At 72.1% G+C, this 16,372-nt stretch carries 12 protein-coding genes; 9 read left to right on the top strand and 3 right to left on the bottom strand.

What is annotated here, in order from left to right; translation table 11 throughout:
* Nucleotides 1-18 precede the first annotated feature (18 nt).
* Nucleotides 19-762 (bottom strand): hypothetical protein, encoded by a 744-nt coding sequence (locus AB0M27_RS17900; protein WP_365722740.1) that lies wholly within the window; start codon nucleotides 760-762, stop codon nucleotides 19-21.
* A 142-nt stretch (nucleotides 763-904) separates the two neighbouring features.
* Between AB0M27_RS17900 and ggt the strand changes: the two genes are divergently transcribed.
* Nucleotides 905-2,707 carry a gamma-glutamyltransferase gene (gene ggt / locus AB0M27_RS17905; protein WP_365722742.1) on the top strand — a complete coding sequence of 601 codons (1,803 nt, stop codon included), beginning with the start codon at nucleotides 905-907 and terminating at the stop codon, nucleotides 2,705-2,707.
* 31 nt (nucleotides 2,708-2,738) lie between these two features.
* Here ggt and AB0M27_RS17910 read toward each other — a convergent pair whose 3' ends face one another.
* Nucleotides 2,739-5,306 carry an ATP-dependent Clp protease ATP-binding subunit gene (locus tag AB0M27_RS17910; protein WP_365722744.1) on the bottom strand — a complete coding sequence of 856 codons (2,568 nt, stop codon included), beginning with the start codon at nucleotides 5,304-5,306 and terminating at the stop codon, nucleotides 2,739-2,741.
* A gap of 127 nt (nucleotides 5,307-5,433) precedes the next feature.
* Nucleotides 5,434-6,210: a type I methionyl aminopeptidase gene (gene map, locus AB0M27_RS17915; protein ID WP_365722746.1), complete on the bottom strand. Its 777-nt coding sequence runs from the start codon at nucleotides 6,208-6,210 to the stop codon at nucleotides 5,434-5,436.
* Between the two features lie 63 nt (nucleotides 6,211-6,273).
* Between map and AB0M27_RS17920 the strand changes: the two genes are divergently transcribed.
* The 8 genes from AB0M27_RS17920 to AB0M27_RS17955 all read left to right on the top strand — a co-directional run bounded on the left by AB0M27_RS17920 (nucleotide 6,274) and on the right by AB0M27_RS17955 (nucleotide 16,325).
* Nucleotides 6,274-6,525: a helix-turn-helix transcriptional regulator gene (locus AB0M27_RS17920; protein WP_365722748.1), complete on the top strand. Its 252-nt coding sequence runs from the start codon at nucleotides 6,274-6,276 to the stop codon at nucleotides 6,523-6,525.
* Between the two features lie 100 nt (nucleotides 6,526-6,625).
* Nucleotides 6,626-8,953: a hypothetical protein gene (locus AB0M27_RS17925; protein ID WP_365722750.1), complete on the top strand. Its 2,328-nt coding sequence runs from the start codon at nucleotides 6,626-6,628 to the stop codon at nucleotides 8,951-8,953.
* 206 nt (nucleotides 8,954-9,159) lie between these two features.
* Entirely contained in the window at nucleotides 9,160-10,002 is an 843-nt protein-coding gene (locus AB0M27_RS17930; RefSeq protein WP_365722752.1) for a nitrilase-related carbon-nitrogen hydrolase, read from the top strand.
* Nucleotides 9,999-11,282, top strand: a complete 1,284-nt coding sequence (locus AB0M27_RS17935) for an aspartate aminotransferase family protein (RefSeq protein WP_365722754.1) — start codon at nucleotides 9,999-10,001, stop codon at nucleotides 11,280-11,282. Before AB0M27_RS17930 ends, AB0M27_RS17935 begins: the two co-directional genes overlap by 4 nt.
* 17 nt (nucleotides 11,283-11,299) lie before the next feature.
* Nucleotides 11,300-12,865 carry a PucR family transcriptional regulator ligand-binding domain-containing protein gene (locus AB0M27_RS17940; protein ID WP_365722756.1) on the top strand — a complete coding sequence of 522 codons (1,566 nt, stop codon included), beginning with the start codon at nucleotides 11,300-11,302 and terminating at the stop codon, nucleotides 12,863-12,865.
* 155 nt (nucleotides 12,866-13,020) lie between these two features.
* A complete protein-coding gene (locus AB0M27_RS17945) occupies nucleotides 13,021-13,863 on the top strand; it encodes a nitrilase-related carbon-nitrogen hydrolase (RefSeq protein WP_365722758.1) in 843 nt (280 codons plus the stop codon).
* Nucleotides 13,864-13,888: 25 nt separating this feature from the next.
* Nucleotides 13,889-15,292, top strand: a complete 1,404-nt coding sequence (gene hydA, locus AB0M27_RS17950; protein WP_365722760.1) for a dihydropyrimidinase — start codon at nucleotides 13,889-13,891, stop codon at nucleotides 15,290-15,292.
* 10 nt (nucleotides 15,293-15,302) lie between these two features.
* Nucleotides 15,303-16,325 (top strand): TIGR03842 family LLM class F420-dependent oxidoreductase, encoded by a 1,023-nt coding sequence (locus AB0M27_RS17955; protein ID WP_365722762.1) that lies wholly within the window; start codon nucleotides 15,303-15,305, stop codon nucleotides 16,323-16,325.
* The last annotated feature ends 47 nt before the right edge of the window (nucleotides 16,326-16,372 follow it).

A 16,372-nucleotide genomic window follows, 5' to 3' on the forward strand; every position in this document is an offset into this window, starting at 1 on the left:
GTAAAGATTGTTGAACCGCTAAGCGGCGGCCTCGGCGGGCGCCGTCTCCGGCAGGGGAGTGCGGGCCGCCCGCGTCACGTCCGCCACCAGCTCCACCACATCCGGGCCGTACGCCTGGGAGTTGACCACCTTCAGCAGCAGCACGAAGGAGCCGGTGCCGTACTTGCGGGCCAGCCGCTCGTGGTGGCGGGCGAGATAGCGGGTGGCGGCCTGGTTGGTGATGGCGCGCTGGCCGCAGAAGAGGAACACCGGGCGGGCGTCCCGGCCCATGGTGAGCCGGGCGAGCAGCACGTACTCGCTCTGGCCCTTCTCCAGCCGGTGGTTATCGCCGCCGATGCGGAAGGCGCCGCGGTCCGGGCCGGGTTCGCCGTCCGTGTTCACCCGCACCCCCGGCAGCAGCGAGGCGAGATGGGCGGCCATCCGGCGGTTGGAGGCCGGGCCGCCGAGGCAGAACTCGGTGCGCTCGCCGAAGCCCTGCTGGGCCGCGTCGTGCGCGACGACCCGGGCGTTCGCGTGGCAGTCCTTGATTAGGGCCGAGAGCTCCAGCAGCGCGAACACGTCGTTCCGCGTCACCGTCAGGTCCGGCCCGCCCGCGTCACGGTTGACCACCAGCAGGGACTCGGAGTTGTCCGGCAGCCCGAAGAACGCCTGCTTGCGCCGGAGTTTGCGCCGCCACAGATACGTACGGGCTAGCCAGCCCAGCGAGGCGGATATCCCGGTCGCGACCAGGCCCAGGACGATGTTGCGCACGTCGTCGTTCATGGCCGCGCATGGTAGCGGGCCCGGGCGACGGCTACGTACCGGTGTTCGATCTGTGACGGTCCTATGGCGGGTGCCCCAGGCGTACTGTCGGTACTACGACAATCTGGCTACGCTGCGCGGACTGTCCCGACGGGAGGTACGGATGGGTCGTCCTGGCACGCGGAGACTGGCGGTACTGGCGGTCTCGGCCGCGTTGGTGTCGGTGGGAGCGGCGGCGCCGCCTCCCGCGACGAAGAGCGAAACTCCCCCGAAAGTTCCCGTGGCCGTCGGCTACGGCGGCGCGGTGGCCAGCGTCGATGCCGACGCCTCCGCGGCGGGCATCGAGGTACTCAGACGCGGCGGCAACGCGGTCGACGCCGCCGTCGCCACCGCCGCCGCGCTCGGCGTCACCGAGCCCTACTCGGCCGGCATCGGCGGAGGCGGCTACTTCGTCTACTACGACGCCAAGTCCCGCACGGTGCACACCATCGACGGCCGCGAGACGGCGCCGCTCAGCGCCGACTCCGACCTGTTCGTGGAGAACGGCAAGCCCCTCTCCTTCACCGACGCCGTCAGCAGCGGCCTGAGCGTCGGCACCCCCGGCACGCCCGCGACCTGGCAGACCGCGCTGGACGAGTGGGGCAGCAAGCGGCTCGGCACGGTCCTGAGGCCGGCCGAGCGGATCGCCCGTGACGGCTTCACGGTGGACGACACCTTCCGCTCGCAGACCGCGTCCAACGAGACCCGGTTCCGCTACTTCCCGGACACCGCGAAGCTGTTCCTGCCGAACGGACAGCTGCCGGTCGTCGGTTCCACGCTCAGGAACCCCGAACTGGCCCGTACCTACGAGGAACTGGGCCGCGAGGGCGCCGGCGCCGTCTACCGCGGGGACATCGGCGACGACATCGTCAAGACGGTCGAGCACCCGCCCGTGGACCCCGCCTCCGGCTGGAACGCCCGCCCCGGCAAGCTGGAGGAGAAGGACCTCGCCGTCTACCGGGCCAAGTTCCAGGCGCCCACCAGGACGTCGTACCGTGGCCTGAACGTGTACTCCATCGCCCCCTCCTCCTCGGGCGGCACCACGGTCGGCGAAGCCCTCAACATCCTGGAGAACACGGACCTGTCGAAGGCGAGCGAGGTGCAGTACCTGCACCACTTCATCGAGGCGAGCCGCATCGCCTTCGCCGACCGCGGACGCTGGGTCGGCGACCCCGCCTTCGAGGACGTACCGACGAAGGAGCTGCTCTCGCAGGAGTACGCCGACTCGCGCGCCTGCCTGATCAAGGACGACGCGGTCCTCACCAGCCCGCTCGCCCCCGGCGACCCGCGCCACCCGGCGGCCTGCGCCAAGGGCGGTACGGCGGCCCCGACGACGTACGAGGGCCAGAACACCACGCATCTGACCGTGGCCGACAAGTGGGGCAACGTCGTCTCCTACACGCTCACCATCGAGCAGACCGGCGGCAGCGGCATCACCGTGCCCGGCCGGGGCTTCCTGCTCAACAACGAGCTGACCGACTTCTCCTTCACCCCGGCCAACCCGGCCGTGCACGACCCGAACCTGCCGGGTCCGGGCAAGCGGCCCCGCTCCTCGATCTCCCCGACGATCGTGCTGGACAAGAGCAACCGGCCTGTGGTGGCGCTCGGTTCGCCCGGCGGCGCGACCATCATCACCACCGTGCTGCAGACCCTCACCGGGTTCCTCGACCGGCATCTGCCGCTGGTCAACGCCATCGCCGCACCCCGCGCAAGCCAGCGCAACGCGGCCCAGACGGAACTCGAACCAGCTCTGTACAACGGTGACTTGAGGAAGCAGCTGGAGGCCATCGGGCACTCCTTCAAGCTCAACCCCGAGATCGGCGCGGCGACCGGTGTGCAGCGGCTGCCGGGCGGCAAGTGGCTGGCCGCCGCCGAGAAGGTACGGCGCGGCGGCGGCTCGGCGATGGTCGTGGACCCGGCGCCGTAGCATGTCGTAGGTGCCGTAGCGTGTCGTAGGTCTACAACTCCGGTGCGGGCGGCTGGGTTTCCCCGGAAACGGGCGGCTGGGTGTCCTGGGGGCGGAAGTCCAGCCGTCCGTCCCGGACGTCCACCGTCACCCGGCTGCCCTCGGAGATCGTGCCGTTCAGCAGCAGCCGGGACAGCTGGTTGTCCACCTCCCGCTGGATGGTGCGGCGCAGCGGCCGGGCGCCGTACTCCGGCTGGTAGCCGCGCTCGGCGATCCAGTCGACGGCCGCGTCCGTGAACGTGACCGAGACGCCCTGCCCGTCCAGCAGCCGCCGGGTGCCCTCCAGCAACAGGTCGGTGATCTGCCGCAGTTGCCCGCCGGTCAGCTGCTTGAAGACCACGATCTCGTCGATGCGGTTGAGGAACTCCGGCCGGAAGTGCTCGCGCAGCGGCCGGAGGATCTGCTCGCGGCGCGCCTCCTCGTCCGCCTCCGCGCCACCCGGCCCGAACCCGATCCCGGCACCGCGCCGGGTGATCGCCTCGGAGCCGAGGTTGCTGGTCATCACGATGACCGTGTTGGTGAAGTCCACCGTCCGGCCCTGGGAGTCGGTCAGCCGGCCGTCGTCCAGCACCTGCAGCAGGATGTTGAAGACGTCCGGGTGCGCCTTCTCCACCTCGTCCAGCAGGAGCAGCGAGTACGGGTGCCGGCGCACCACCTCGGTGAGCTGACCGGCCTCCTCGTGGCCGACGTACCCGGGCGGGGCGCCGATCAGCCGGGAGACGGTGTGCCGCTCCTGGTACTCGCTCATGTCGAGCCGGACCATGCGGTCCTCGCTGCCGAACAGCGCCTCGGCGAGCGCCCGGGCCAGCTCGGTCTTGCCGACGCCGGTCGGGCCGAGGAACAGGAAGCTGCCGATGGGCCGGTTCGGGCTCGCGAGCCCCGCACGGGAGCGCAGCACGGCCTCCGAGACCACGGCGACCGCGTCCTCCTGGCCGACGACCCGCTGGTGCAGGTGTTCCTCCAGGCTGAGCAGCCGTTCCTTCTCCTCCTGGGTGAGCCGGCTGACCGGGATGCCGGTCTGCCGGGACACCACCGCGGCGATGGCCTCCGTCGTCACCTCCAGGTCCAGCCCCTCGTCGGCCTTGTCCTCGTGGCTCGCCTGGGCGATGCGCTGCTTCAGCTCGCCGATCCGGTCGCGCAGCTCCTTGGCCTTGTCGTAGTCCTCGTCCGCGACCGCCTGGTCCTTGTCACAGACCAGCTGGTCCACCTCGCGCTCCATCGCGCGCACGTCCGCGCCCTTCGTCCGGGCACCGAGCCGGACCCGCGCGCCCGCCTGGTCGATCAGGTCGATCGCCTTGTCCGGCAGCCTCCGGTCGGTGAGATACCGGTCGGACAGCGCCACGGCGGCGACCAGCGCCTCGTCGGTGTAGCGGACCTGGTGGTGGGCCTCGTACCGGTCGCGCAGCCCGCGCAGGATCTCGATGGTGTCCTCGGCCGTCGGCTCGGGCACCAGGATCGGCTGGAAACGCCGGGCCAGCGCCGCGTCCTTCTCGATCCGCCGGAACTCCTCCAGCGTGGTCGCGCCCACGATGTGCAGCTCGCCCCGCGCCAGGGCGGGCTTGAGGATGTTGCCCGCGTCCAGCGAGCCGCCCTCGCCGCCGGAGCCCGCGCCCACGACGGTGTGCAGCTCGTCGATGAACACGATCAGCTTGTCCGAGTGGGAGCGGATCTCCTCGACGATGTTGTTCAGGCGCTCCTCGAAGTCGCCCCGGTAGCGGGTGCCGGCGACGACGCCGGTCAGGTCCAGGGCCACGACCCGGCGGCCCGCCAGGACGTCCGGGACGTCCGAGTCGGCGATGCGCTCGGCGAGGCCCTCGACGATGGCCGTCTTGCCGACGCCCGCGTCCCCGATCAGCACCGGGTTGTTCTTGCCGCGCCGGGACAGCACCTCGATGGTCTGCTCGATCTCGGTTTCCCGGCCGATGACCGGGTCGATCCGGCCCTGCCGGGCCAGGTCGGTCAGGTCACGGCCGTACTTGTCCAGCGTGGGCGTGCCGGTGGCGCGCTGCCGCTCCACGCGGACCGGGGTGCCGCTCTCCGGGGCCTCCGACGGCAGGGAGCCGGCCGAGAACCGGGCCGCGTTCAGGATGTGACCGGCCGCCGAGTCCGGGTTGGCCGCCAGCGCGCTCAGCACGTGCTCCGGGCCGATGTACCCGGCGCCGCTCGCCCGCGCCATGTCGTGCGCGTCCAGCAGGGCGCGCTTGACGGCCGGGGTGAGCGACAGCGAGGTCGGCGGCGGCACCTCGCCCGGCGGGTGCTGGGCCGGGCCGGCCCGGTCGTCGATCTCCGACGCGAGCGAGTCCGGGTCCGCGCCTGCCCGGCTCAGCAGGCTCCGGGTGGGCTCGGCCGCCACGGCCGCGCGCAGCAGGTGCTGGGTGTCCAGGTCCCGGCTGCCGTGCTCGGCGGCGTACAGGGCGGCCCCTCTGACCAGCTCGCGGGCCGGCTGGCTGAGCAGGCGGCCGATGTCGATATGGCGAGGCGCGCCCCGGGCTCCGCCGGACCCGCCGAAGAAGCGGGCCAGGAATTCACCGAAGGGGTCAGGAGGGTAGCCGTCGGTCATGGCGTGGGCTCCTTCGCTGACGACATACGGAGCGGCCGGGTAACCCGGGGTGGGTTGCTCATGCCCACGATGTCACGATCTGTGGGGGTGAGCATGTTCGCCTACGGGGAAGCAGCCCCGCGCCCCTTCAGGGCGCTTCCCGCGCCGTGAGGATCCTGGGACCCGAATCCGTGATGGCCACCGTGTGCTCCACGTGGGCCGCGCGGGAACCGTCCGCCGTGCGGAGGGTCCAGCCGTCGCCCGCCTCGTAGTAGGCGTCCTTGCCGCTCGCGATGAGCATGGGCTCGATGGCGAGGACCATGCCGGGGCGCAACGGCAGCCCTCGCCCCGGGCGGCCCTCGTTCGGGACGTCGGGGTCCTCGTGCATACGCCGGCCCACGCCGTGGCCGCCGAAGCCGTCCGGGATGCCGTAGCCGGCCGTACGGCAGATCCGGCCGACGGCGTGGGCGATGTCCCCGATGCGGTTGCCGGCGACGGCCGCCTCGATGCCCGCCGCCAGCGCCCGCTCGGCCGTCTCGACCAGGCGGAGGTCCGCCGGGCGCGGGCGGCCCACCGCGAAGCTGATCGCCGAGTCGCCGGCCCAGCCGTCCAGGGTGGCGCCGCAGTCGATCGAGACGAGGTCGCCGTCGCGGAGCCGGTAGCGGGTGGGGATGCCGTGCACGATGGCGTCGTTCACGGAGGCGCAGATCACGGCGGGGAAGGGGGTCGGGGCGAAGGACGGGCGGTAGCCCAGGAACGGTGAGGTCGCCCCGGCCTCGCGCAGCACCTCCCGCGCCACCTCGTCCAGTTCCAGCAGGGAGACGCCGACGTCTGCGGCCCGTCGTACGGCCGTCAGGGCCCGCCCGACGACCTGGCCGGCCGCGCGCATCGCGTCGATCGATGTGTCTGTCTTCAGCTCCACCATGCCAATTACTATACCGGTATTTAAATGGGGATCGCCGTTGCGGGCCGGTATTAGAATGGGTGCATGGTGCGCACCCCTCTCACCCCCGAAGAGCGTGAACGCGGCGAGCGGCTCGGGCAGTTGCTGCGCGAGGCGCGTGGCGGCCGGAGCATGACCGAGGTCGCCGCGCAGGCGGGCGTGTCCGCCGAGACGCTCCGCAAGATCGAGACGGGCCGGGCGCCGACGCCCGCGTTCTTCACCGTGGCCGCGCTGGCCGGCGCCCTCGGGCTGTCGATGGACGAGTTGGTCGCGCGGTGCGCGCTCGTGGCCGCGTGAGGCGCCCGCGCTCTGCCGGAAAACTCTGCGTAGCAACGCCGTAACACGATTCGTGTTGCCTACCCACCGAGAGGGCCGGCGGTCGGGCGGGAGCTGAGCGATGGCGGTGGATCGACTTCCCGGTGGAGTACGGGAGTTCGCGAGCTACCTGGACGGTCTGCTGGCGCGCCTCGATCAGGGGGGAGGATGGAGCGGGGTCTTCTGGCAGCGCGACCCCGAGGGCATGCGGGCCTGTCTGGACGGGCGCGAGGTGCCGCCGTGGGACGTGGTGGAGGCGCTGCTGGAGGACCTCGCCACGGCGTACGGCCCCGCCGCCGCTGCCGCCGAGCGGGAACGGGCCCGCGCCCTGTACCGGGCCGCGCTCACGGCGTACGACGCCCGCCCCGGCGCGCGGGACACCCTCCTCGACCGCCTCGACGTGATGCTCCGCGAACAGCGCTACGCCGCCGAACGCCACGCCGAACTCACCCGCCTCCTCTCCACCCCCTCCGCCACCGCAGACCCCGACTCCCTCCGCCTCGACCTCGCCTGGGCCCAGGACGACTACGACCGCGCCACCGCGAGGTACGCCGAACTCCGGGCCCGACTGGCGGAGTTGGACCGGCGGGGAGCGACGGATACGGGTGCGGCGCGGCGTGGGGGTGAGTCCGGGCCGGGCTGGGTCGAGGACGGGGACCCGGGGGCGGCGGGGCGGGTGGCGCCCGCCGGGGTGCCGTCAGCCGCCTGGGGTGCCGGCCGTGAGGGGCGACCGGCGGAAGGGGAGTGGCGGGAAGTGCGGCGCGGGAGTGAGTCCCGGACGCCGTGGTTCGGCGAAGGCGGGGGTCTGGAAGCGGCGGGGCAGCGGCAGCCCACATCGGTTCCGCCGCGCTCCCCGGATGCCGAACACGCGCCACCCGTCTCGGCGCCCGCTCCGGCCCCGTCTGGTGTCAGGCCCGCCCGCACCCCGCAGGCCCGCACACCCCACCCCCGCACTCTTCGTGTCCCCGCGCCCGACGCCGCGGCGCCGACCCCGGAAGTCATCTCGCCCGCTCGGGGTGTCGCCGCTCCGGCCCCGCCTGGCGTCACACCCGCCCACGCCTCCCGCGCCCGCACTCTTCACGTCCCCGCACTCGACGCCGCGGCGCCGACCCCAGAAGCCATCTCGCCCGCTCGGGGTGTCGCCGCTCCGGCCCCGCCTGGCGTCACACCCGCCCACGCCCACCACCCCCGCACTCGCCACGTCCCCGCCCCCGACGCCGCCGCGCCGACCCCGGAAAACACCCCGCCCGCTCCCGACGCCGGCACGCCGGCCCGGCCGGCCGCCCCTCCCGGCGCCATGCCGACCCGGCTGGCCACCTCGCCCGCTCCTGGCGTCGCCGCGCGGGCCTGGCCAGCCACCCCACCCTCTCCCGACGTCAACGCGCCACCCTGGCGAGCCACCCCTCCCGACGCCGCCACGCCGACCCGGCAAGGCACCCCGCCCGCTCCCGGCCTCGCCATGCCGACCCGACAAGGCGGCCCGCCCGCTCCCGGCCTCGCCACGTCGACCCGGCAAGTCACCGCCCCCGCTCCCCACGCCGCCCCACGGACTCCGCAAGCCACCCAGGCCTCACTGGGCACCCAAGCCACCACCCCGCCCTCAGCCCACACCCAAGCCCCCACCCCGCCCTCCCCGTCCCCCGAAAAACCCGCCCCCGAGCCTCCCCGCAGCCCCGCCAAGCCCCGCAAACGCCGCCGTGGCAGTGCGCGGTTCGCCGGGATGGTGGAGGAGGGGGACGCGGCCGAGGGGGGCGTGCTGCCGCCGGCGGCACCGCCGGGCGTGCCGGAGGCGAGCGTGCGTCGTACGCCGCGTGGGGCGCGGTTCGCCGGGGGCGTGCAGGCGGACGAGCCCGCGGCGGCCCCCGTCGAGGTGGTGGACGCCGAGGTGGTGGCGGTCGTGGCCGGGGTCGTGGAGCGGCTCGCGCGGCTCAGGGCCGAGGGGCGTAGCGGGGAGGCGCATGTGCTGCTCGTCGAGGCCGTGCAGTGGCCGGCCGAGCGGTTCCCGGCGCTCGCGGACGCCCTGCACCGCGCCGGGCTCGGCGCCGACTGGGCGACGCTGCTGTGGGAGGGCGCCTCGCTGCCCGCGGAGCGGCTGGTCGCCGCCGCCGACGCGCTCGCCGCGGCCGGACGGGAGTCCGACGGGCTGCAGTTGCTGCGGCAGGGCGTGGCCCGCCCGGCGGAGCAGATCGGCGTGGCCGTGCTGCGGCTGGAGAGGGAGGGGCGCCGACGGGAGGCGGAGGCTCTGCTCGACGCCTGGGTGCGGGTCCGTACGGCGGAAGAGGCCGTGCGCAGTGTCGTACCCGATCCGCCCCGGCTCGTGCCGCTGCTGCTCCGCGCCGCGCAGGCCGTCTCCGACGAGCGGCACTGGGATCTGGTGCACGCGCTGCGGGTGGCCGGACACGCGACGTGACCGGCAATCCATCGCCTCGTCCCGGTATGCTCCGTTTCACCCCTTCGAGCGACGCCCTCGCTCACCCACAGGAGTGTGAAACGTGATCGACTCCGCGGGTTGACGACGATGGTCTTGGCAAGGGCCTCCCGGAGGCTTACTTTCGTCCCTCTACGGCCTGCTCTACGGGCGTAGAGGCTCTGACGGTCCCGTCGAAGGAGCAGCTCATGGCCAACGTCGTACGAGCCGCCCTGGTCCAGGCCACCTGGACCGGCGACACCGAGTCCATGGTGGCGAAACACGAGGAGCACGCCCGTGAGGCGGCCCGGCAGGGTGCCAGGGTCATCGGGTTCCAGGAAGTCTTCAACTCGCCCTACTTCTGCCAGGTCCAGGAGCCGGAGCACTACCGCTGGGCCGAGCCGGTGCCCGACGGGCCGACCGTGCGGCGGATGCAGAACCTCGCCCGCGAGACCGGGATGGTGATCGTCGTCCCCGTCTTCGAGGTCGAGCAGTCCGGCTTCTACTACAACACCGCGGCCGTGATCGACGCCGACGGGACCTACCTCGGCAAGTACCGCAAGCACCACATCCCCCAGGTCAAGGGCTTCTGGGAGAAGTACTACTTCAAGCCCGGCAATCTGGGATGGCCCGTCTTCGAGACCGCCGTCGGCAAGGTCGGCGTCTACATCTGCTACGACCGGCACTTCCCGGAGGGCTGGCGGCAGCTCGGGCTCAACGGCGCCCAGTTGGTCTACAACCCGTCGGCCACCCACCGCGGACTGTCCGGCTATCTGTGGCAACTGGAGCAGCCCGCCGCCGCCGTCGCCAACGAGTACTTCATCGCCGCCATCAACCGGGTCGGCCAGGAGGAGTACGGCGACAACGACTTCTACGGGACCAGTTACTTCGTCGACCCCCGCGGGCAGTTCGTCGGCGAGGCCGCGAGCGACAAGTCCGAGGAGCTCCTCGTCCGTGACCTCGACTTCGACCTGATCGAGGAAGTGCGGCAGCAGTGGGCCTTCTACCGCGACCGCCGCCCCGACGCCTACGAAGGGCTGGTGCAGCCGTGAACGACCTCTACTCCCGCCACCGCCAGGTCATGCCCGACTGGCTCGCCCTCTACTACGACGAGCCGATCGAGATCACCCACGGCGAGGGCCGCCATGTCTGGGACTCCGCCGGCAACAAGTACCTGGACTTCTTCGGTGGCATCCTCACGACGATGACCGCGCACGCGCTGCCCGAGGTGACCAAGGCGGTCAGCGAGCAGGCGGGGCGGATCATCCACTCCTCGACCCTCTACCTCAACCGGCCGATGGTCGAACTCGCCGAACGCGTCGCCCAGGTGAGCGGCATCCCGGACGCCCGGGTCTTCTTCACCACCTCCGGCACCGAGGCCAACGACACCGCCCTGCTGCTCGCCACGGCCTACCGGCGCAGCAACACGATCCTGGCGATGCGCAACAGCTACCACGGGCGCTCCTTCAGCACGGTCGGCATCACCGGCAACCGCGGCTGGTCGCCGACCTCGCTGTCCCCGCTGCAGACCCTGTACGTCCACGGCGGCGTGCGCACCCGGGGCCCGTTCGCCGGGCTGGACGACCGCGCGTTCATCGACGCCTGTGTCGCCGACCTGAAGGACATCCTCGGCCACACCCGCCCGCCCGCCGCGCTGATCGCCGAGCCGATCCAGGGCGTCGGCGGCTTCACCTCGCCGCCCGACGGGCTCTACGCCGCCTTCCGCGAGGTCCTGAAGGAGCACGGCATCCTGTGGATCGCCGACGAGGTGCAGACCGGCTGGGGCCGCACCGGCGAGCACTTCTGGGGCTGGCAGGCGCATGCGCGCAGCGGCCCGCCGGACCTCGTCACCTTCGCCAAGGGCATCGGCAACGGCACCTCGATCGGCGGGGTGATCGCCCGCGCCGAGATCATGAACTGCCTGGACGCCAACAGCATCTCGACGTTCGGCGGCACCCAGCTCACCATGGCCGCCGGTCTCGCCAACCTCACCTACCTCCTCGAACACGACCTCCAGGGCAACGCCCGCCGGGTCGGCGGCCTGCTCATCGAGCGGCTGCGGGCCGTCGCCGCCCAGCTGCCGGGAGTCCGGGAAGTGCGGGGACGAGGGCTGATGATCGGCGTCGAGCTGGTCAAGCCGGGCACGGACGAGGCCGATCCGCGGGCGGCCGCCGCCGTGCTGGAGGCGGCCCGCGAGGGCGGGCTGCTCATCGGCAAGGGCGGCGGCCACAACACCAGCGCCCTGCGCATCGCCCCACCGCTGTCGCTCACCGTCGCGGAGGCCGAGGAGGGCGCGGAGATCCTGGAACGGGCGCTCAGGAGCACGCACTAGAGAACGGGTGTACGGCCATGACCACCACCTTGGAGTCCCGGTACGGCTGGGAACCCGCCCTCTCCGTCCGCCAGGTGCTCACCCTGGAGCGGGTGCTCGCCGGGGAGCCCGAGGTGGTGGCCGGTGCCGGGCAGCTCGACCGGCCGGTGCGCTGGGTGCATGTCGCCGAGGCCGCCGACGTCGGGGTGATGCTCAGCGGCGGCGAGATGGTGCTCACCACCGGGGTGCTGCTGGCCGGCGACGAGGCCAAGCAGGCCGAGTACATCCAGTCGCTGCACCGGGCGGAGGCCTCCGCCGTCGTGCTCGGCCTCGGGCGGGCCTTCCCGGCCCCGCCCGAGGTGATGCGCCGGGCCGCCGAGCGGTGCGGACTGCCGATGGTCGTCCTGCACCGGCCCTTCCCGTTCGCCGAGCTCACCGAAGAGGTCCAATCCAGGCTGGTGCGACGGAAGTTCGCCGCCGTCAGCCTCTCGGAGACCGTACGGACCGAACTCACCGCCCTGATCACGGCCGGTGCGCCGCTGCAACGCCTGCTCGACGAGGTCGCCCGGCACAGCGGCTGCCCGGTCGTGCTCACCAACCTCGCCCACCGCGTCCTCGCCACGGCGGGCGAGCGGTCCGCGGTGGACGACGTGCTGCGCGACTGGGAGCGGATCGCCCGGCAGGCCGGCGCCGGCGCCGAAGGCGGCTGGATCAGCGCCGAACTCGGCGGCCGCGGGGAGCGCTGGGGCCGGCTCCTGCTGTGCGGCTACCGGGGCGATACGGCCACCGGGCGGCTGCTCGCCGACCGGGCCGCCGAGGCGCTGGTCCTGCACCGCATGCTCGACGGCGGCGCCGCGCACTCCTGGGAGGAGGAGTCCGCGCAGAGCCTGCTCACCGACCTGCTCTCCGGTGTCGTACCGGCCTGCCGGCTGCTGCCCAGGGCGCGCGCGGCCGGGCTGCCGGTCAACCGGCGCACCTTCGTCCCGCTCGTCGTCCTCGGCCGCGCCCCGGACGAACTCGACCGCGTGCTGCGGTTGCTGGGGATGTCCGGGCTGGTCGCCGAACTCGCCGACGGCCGGGCCGTCGTGCTGCTCAGCCTCGCCCGCGACCAGGACGCCGAGGCCCTCACCGCCCACTTCGCGGCCCGGCTGCGCGCCGGGCCAGGGGCCGTGGTCGCGGCCAGCGACCCCCGTACCGGCTGGGACGACGTGCCCGCCGGACTGCGCGAGGCCCGGCATGTCGCCGACGCCGTCGCCGACTCCTCGGCCGCCCTCGACCTGCCGGCCGTGGTCCGCCTGAAGGACGTACACCTGCGCGGACTGATCCGGCTGCTGCGGGACGACCCACAGGTGCAGTCCTTCGCCGAGCGGGAGCTGGACGGGCTGCTGTGCGAGGCGGAACCGGAACTGCTGAACGTCCTGCGGACGTATCTCGCGACCGGCCGCAACAAGTCCCGCACCGCCCAGCTCCACCATGTCTCGCGGCCCGCCCTCTACCGCCGCCTGGAGGCCATACAGGCCCGCCTCGGCGTCGACCTGGACGACTTCGAACAGGCGGCCTCCGTGCACATCGCGCTCCTCGCGCACGACGCGCAACAGGGGTGAAACTTGCGACGACCTGGGAAAACGGCGGTGAAACATGGGACTGCGCACACGTGACACGGTGGCACGCGCACGGCCCGCAGACGTGACACGCTGCCAATCGAAGAGTCCTCGCGGGCTTTCTACGCTCACGGCACACCGAGCTACCGGAGGTCCCGATGAGCCGAGTGATCCGCGCCGCCCTGTTCCAGACCGCATGGACCGGCGACAAGGAATCCATGATCCAGGTCCACGAGCAGGCGGCCCGCGACGCGGCCGCGCAGGGCGCCCAAGTCCTCTGCTTCCAGGAGCTGTTCTACGGCCCCTACTTCTGCCAGGTCCAGGACAAGGCCTTCTACGAGTACGCCGAACGGATCCCCGAGGGCCCGACCGTACGCCGCTTCCAGTCCCTCGCCCGCGAGCTGGGCATCGTCCTCGTGCTGCCGATGTACGAGGAGGAACAGCCGGGCGTCCTGTACAACACCGCGGCCGTGATCGACGCGGACGGCTCCTACCTCGGCAAGTACCGCAAGACCCACATTCCCCAAGTGCAGGGCTTCTGGGAGAAGTTCTACTTCCGTCCGGGCAACAGCGGCTGGCCCGTCTTCGACACGGCCGCCGGCCGGATCGGCGTCTACATCTGCTACGACCGTCACTTCCCGGAGGGCTGGCGGGCGCTGGGCCTCGCGGGAGCCGAGATCGTCTTCAACCCCTCGGCCACCTCCCGCGGCCTGTCCCGCTACCTCTGGCAGCTGGAGCAGCCGGCGGCGGCCGTCGCCAACGAGTACTTCGTCGGCGCGATCAACCGGGTCGGCGTGGAGGACCTGGGCGACAACGACTTCTACGGCACGACCTACTTCGTCGACCCCGAGGCCCAGTTCGTCGGCGAGGTCGCGAGCGACAAGGAGACCGAACTCGTCGTCCGCGACCTGGACCTGGCCAAACTCCGCGAGGTCCGCGACCGCTGGCAGTTCTACCGGGACCGGGCGCCGGGGGCGTACACACCGCTGACCGCACCCTGACCGCACTGTTGACCGAGGGAGCAGCATGAGCAGCCGTACTGTCATCCGCGGCGGCCTGGTCGTCACCGCGTCGGACGAGATCCACGCCGACGTCCTGATCGAGGACGGCCGCATCGCCGCCCTCGCCGCCTCCGGCACCCCCGCCGCCGAGGCGTTCGCCGCCGAGCAGGTCATCGACGCCACCGGGAAATACGTCATCCCGGGCGGCGTCGACGCGCACACGCACATGGAGCTGCCGTTCGGCGGCACCTTCGCCTCCGACACCTTCGAGACCGGCACCCGCGCCGCCGCCTGGGGCGGTACGACGACGATCGTCGACTTCGCGGTGCAGAGCGTCGGCCACACCCTGCGCGAGGGCCTGGACACCTGGCACGCCAAGGCCGAGGGCAACTGCGCGGTCGACTACGCTTTCCACATGATCGTCTCCGATGTGAACCAGGAGACGCTCAAGGAGATGGACCTCCTGATCGAGGAGGGCGTGACGTCGTTCAAGCAGTTCATGGCCTATCCGGGTGTCTTCTACTCGGACGACGGACAGATCCTGCGCGCCATGCAGCGCTCCGCCGAGAACGGCGGGCTGATCATGATGCACGCCGAGAACGGCATCGCCATCGACGTCCTGGTCGAGCAGGCGCTCGCCCGGGGCGAGACCGATCCGCGCTACCACGGCGAGGTCCGCAAGGCCCTGCTGGAGGCCGAGGCCACCCACCGCGCCATCCGGCTCGCCCAGGTCGCGGGCGCCCCGCTGTACGTCGTCCACGTCTCGGCCATGGAGGCGGTGGCCGAGCTGGCGCGGGCCCGGGACGAGGGGCTGAACGTGTTCGGCGAGACCTGCCCGCAGTATCTGTTCCTGTCCACCGACAACCTCGCCGAGCCCGACTTCGAGGGCGCCAAGTACGTGTGCTCGACGCCCCTGCGGCCGAAGGAGCACCAGGCCAGGCTGTGGCAGGGCCTGCGGACCAACGACCTGCAGGTGGTCTCCACCGACCACTGCCCGTTCTGCTTCGTCGGCCAGAAGGAACTGGGCCGCGGCGACTTCTCCAAGATCCCAAACGGCCTGCCGGGCGTGGAGAACCGCATGGACCTGCTCCACCAGGCCGTCGTCGACGGGCACATCTCCCGCCGCCGCTGGATCGAGATCGCCTGCGCCACCCCGGCCCGGATGTTCGGGCTGTACCCGAAGAAGGGCACCATCGCCCCGGGCGCCGACGCCGACATCGTGATCTACGACCCGCACGCCGAGCAGGTCATGTCGGCCGAGACCCACCACATGAACGTCGACTACTCGGCCTACGAGGGCAAGCGCACCACCGGCCGGGTCGAGACCGTGCTCTCGCGCGGCGAACCCGTCATCACCGAGCGCGAGTACACCGGGCGCGCCGGCCACGGCGCCTTCACCCCGCGCTCCACCTGTCAGTACCTCAACTAGGAGTGGCGCCATGGACTTCGGACTCGTCCTGCAGACCGACCCGCCGGCCTCCCGCGTCATCAGCCTGATGAAACGGGCCGAGCGCAACGGTTTCACGTACGGCTGGACGTTCGACTCCGCCGTGCTCTGGCAGGAGCCGTTCGTGATCTACAGCCAGATCCTGGCCAACACCTCGAAGCTGAAGGTCGGCCCGATGGTCACCAACCCTGGCACCCGCACCTGGGAGGTCACCGCCTCCACCTTCGCCACCCTCAACGACATGTTCGGCAACCGCACCGTCTGCGGCATCGGCCGCGGCGACTCCGCGATGCGGGTCGCGGGCCGCAAACCCAACACCCTCGCGCGCATCAGCGAGGCGATGAAGGTCATCCGGGCCCTCGCCCGGGGCGAGTCCGCCGACCTCGGCGGCGGCGCGGTCGTGAAGTTCCCGTGGATCAAGCCGGGTGCCCAGCTCCCCGTCTGGATGGCCGCGTACGGCCCGAAGGCGCTGAAGATGACGGGCGAGGAGGCAGACGGGTTCATCCTCCAGCTGTCCGACCTGTATCTGACCGAGTACATGGTGAAGGCCGTGAAGGACGCTGCGGTGGCCGCCGGGCGCGACCCCGGCGAGGTCACCATCTGCGTGGCGGCCCCCGCGTACGTCACCGCCGACGACTCGCCCGAGACCCTCGCCCACGCCCGTGAGCAGTGCCGCTGGTTCGGCGGCATGGTCGGCAACCACGTCGCCGACCTGGTCGCCAAGTACGGCGAACACTCCGCCCAGGTCCCCGACGCACTCACCGACTACATCAAGGCACGGCAGGGCTACGACTACGCCCACCACGGGCGCAGCGGCAACCCGGACACCCAGTTCGTGCCCGACGAGATCGTCGACCGGTTCTGCGTCATCGGGCCGGCCGAGAAGCACATCGAGAAACTGGCCGCGCTCCGCGCGCTGGGCGTCGACCAGTTCGCGGTGTACGACATGCACGACGCTCAGGAGGCCACCATCGACGCCTACGGCACGAAGGTGATCCCGGCCGTCAACTCCTGAGCCCTCCGCCGCCACTTCGAGTCCCCCACCTCCTGGTCACCCCTCCC

Source organism: Streptomyces sp. NPDC052107 (assembly GCF_040680215.1).
Classification (GTDB): Bacteria; Actinomycetota; Actinomycetes; order Streptomycetales; family Streptomycetaceae; genus Streptomyces.

Excerpts from the sequence above, each read along its gene's own strand:
- AB0M27_RS17900 (WP_365722740.1), bottom strand. The coding sequence starts at position 762 with ATGAACGACGACGTGCGCAACATCGTCCTGGGCCTGGTCGCGACCGGG.
- ggt (WP_365722742.1), top strand. The coding sequence starts at position 905 with ATGGGTCGTCCTGGCACGCGGAGACTGGCGGTACTGGCGGTCTCGGCC.
- AB0M27_RS17910 (WP_365722744.1), bottom strand. The coding sequence starts at position 5,306 with ATGACCGACGGCTACCCTCCTGACCCCTTCGGTGAATTCCTGGCCCGC.
- map (WP_365722746.1), bottom strand. The coding sequence starts at position 6,210 with ATGGTGGAGCTGAAGACAGACACATCGATCGACGCGATGCGCGCGGCC.
- AB0M27_RS17920 (WP_365722748.1), top strand. The coding sequence starts at position 6,274 with ATGGTGCGCACCCCTCTCACCCCCGAAGAGCGTGAACGCGGCGAGCGG.
- AB0M27_RS17925 (WP_365722750.1), top strand. The coding sequence starts at position 6,626 with ATGGCGGTGGATCGACTTCCCGGTGGAGTACGGGAGTTCGCGAGCTAC.
- AB0M27_RS17930 (WP_365722752.1), top strand. The coding sequence starts at position 9,160 with ATGGCCAACGTCGTACGAGCCGCCCTGGTCCAGGCCACCTGGACCGGC.
- AB0M27_RS17940 (WP_365722756.1), top strand. The coding sequence starts at position 11,300 with ATGACCACCACCTTGGAGTCCCGGTACGGCTGGGAACCCGCCCTCTCC.
- AB0M27_RS17945 (WP_365722758.1), top strand. The coding sequence starts at position 13,021 with ATGAGCCGAGTGATCCGCGCCGCCCTGTTCCAGACCGCATGGACCGGC.
- hydA (WP_365722760.1), top strand. The coding sequence starts at position 13,889 with ATGAGCAGCCGTACTGTCATCCGCGGCGGCCTGGTCGTCACCGCGTCG.
- AB0M27_RS17955 (WP_365722762.1), top strand. The coding sequence starts at position 15,303 with ATGGACTTCGGACTCGTCCTGCAGACCGACCCGCCGGCCTCCCGCGTC.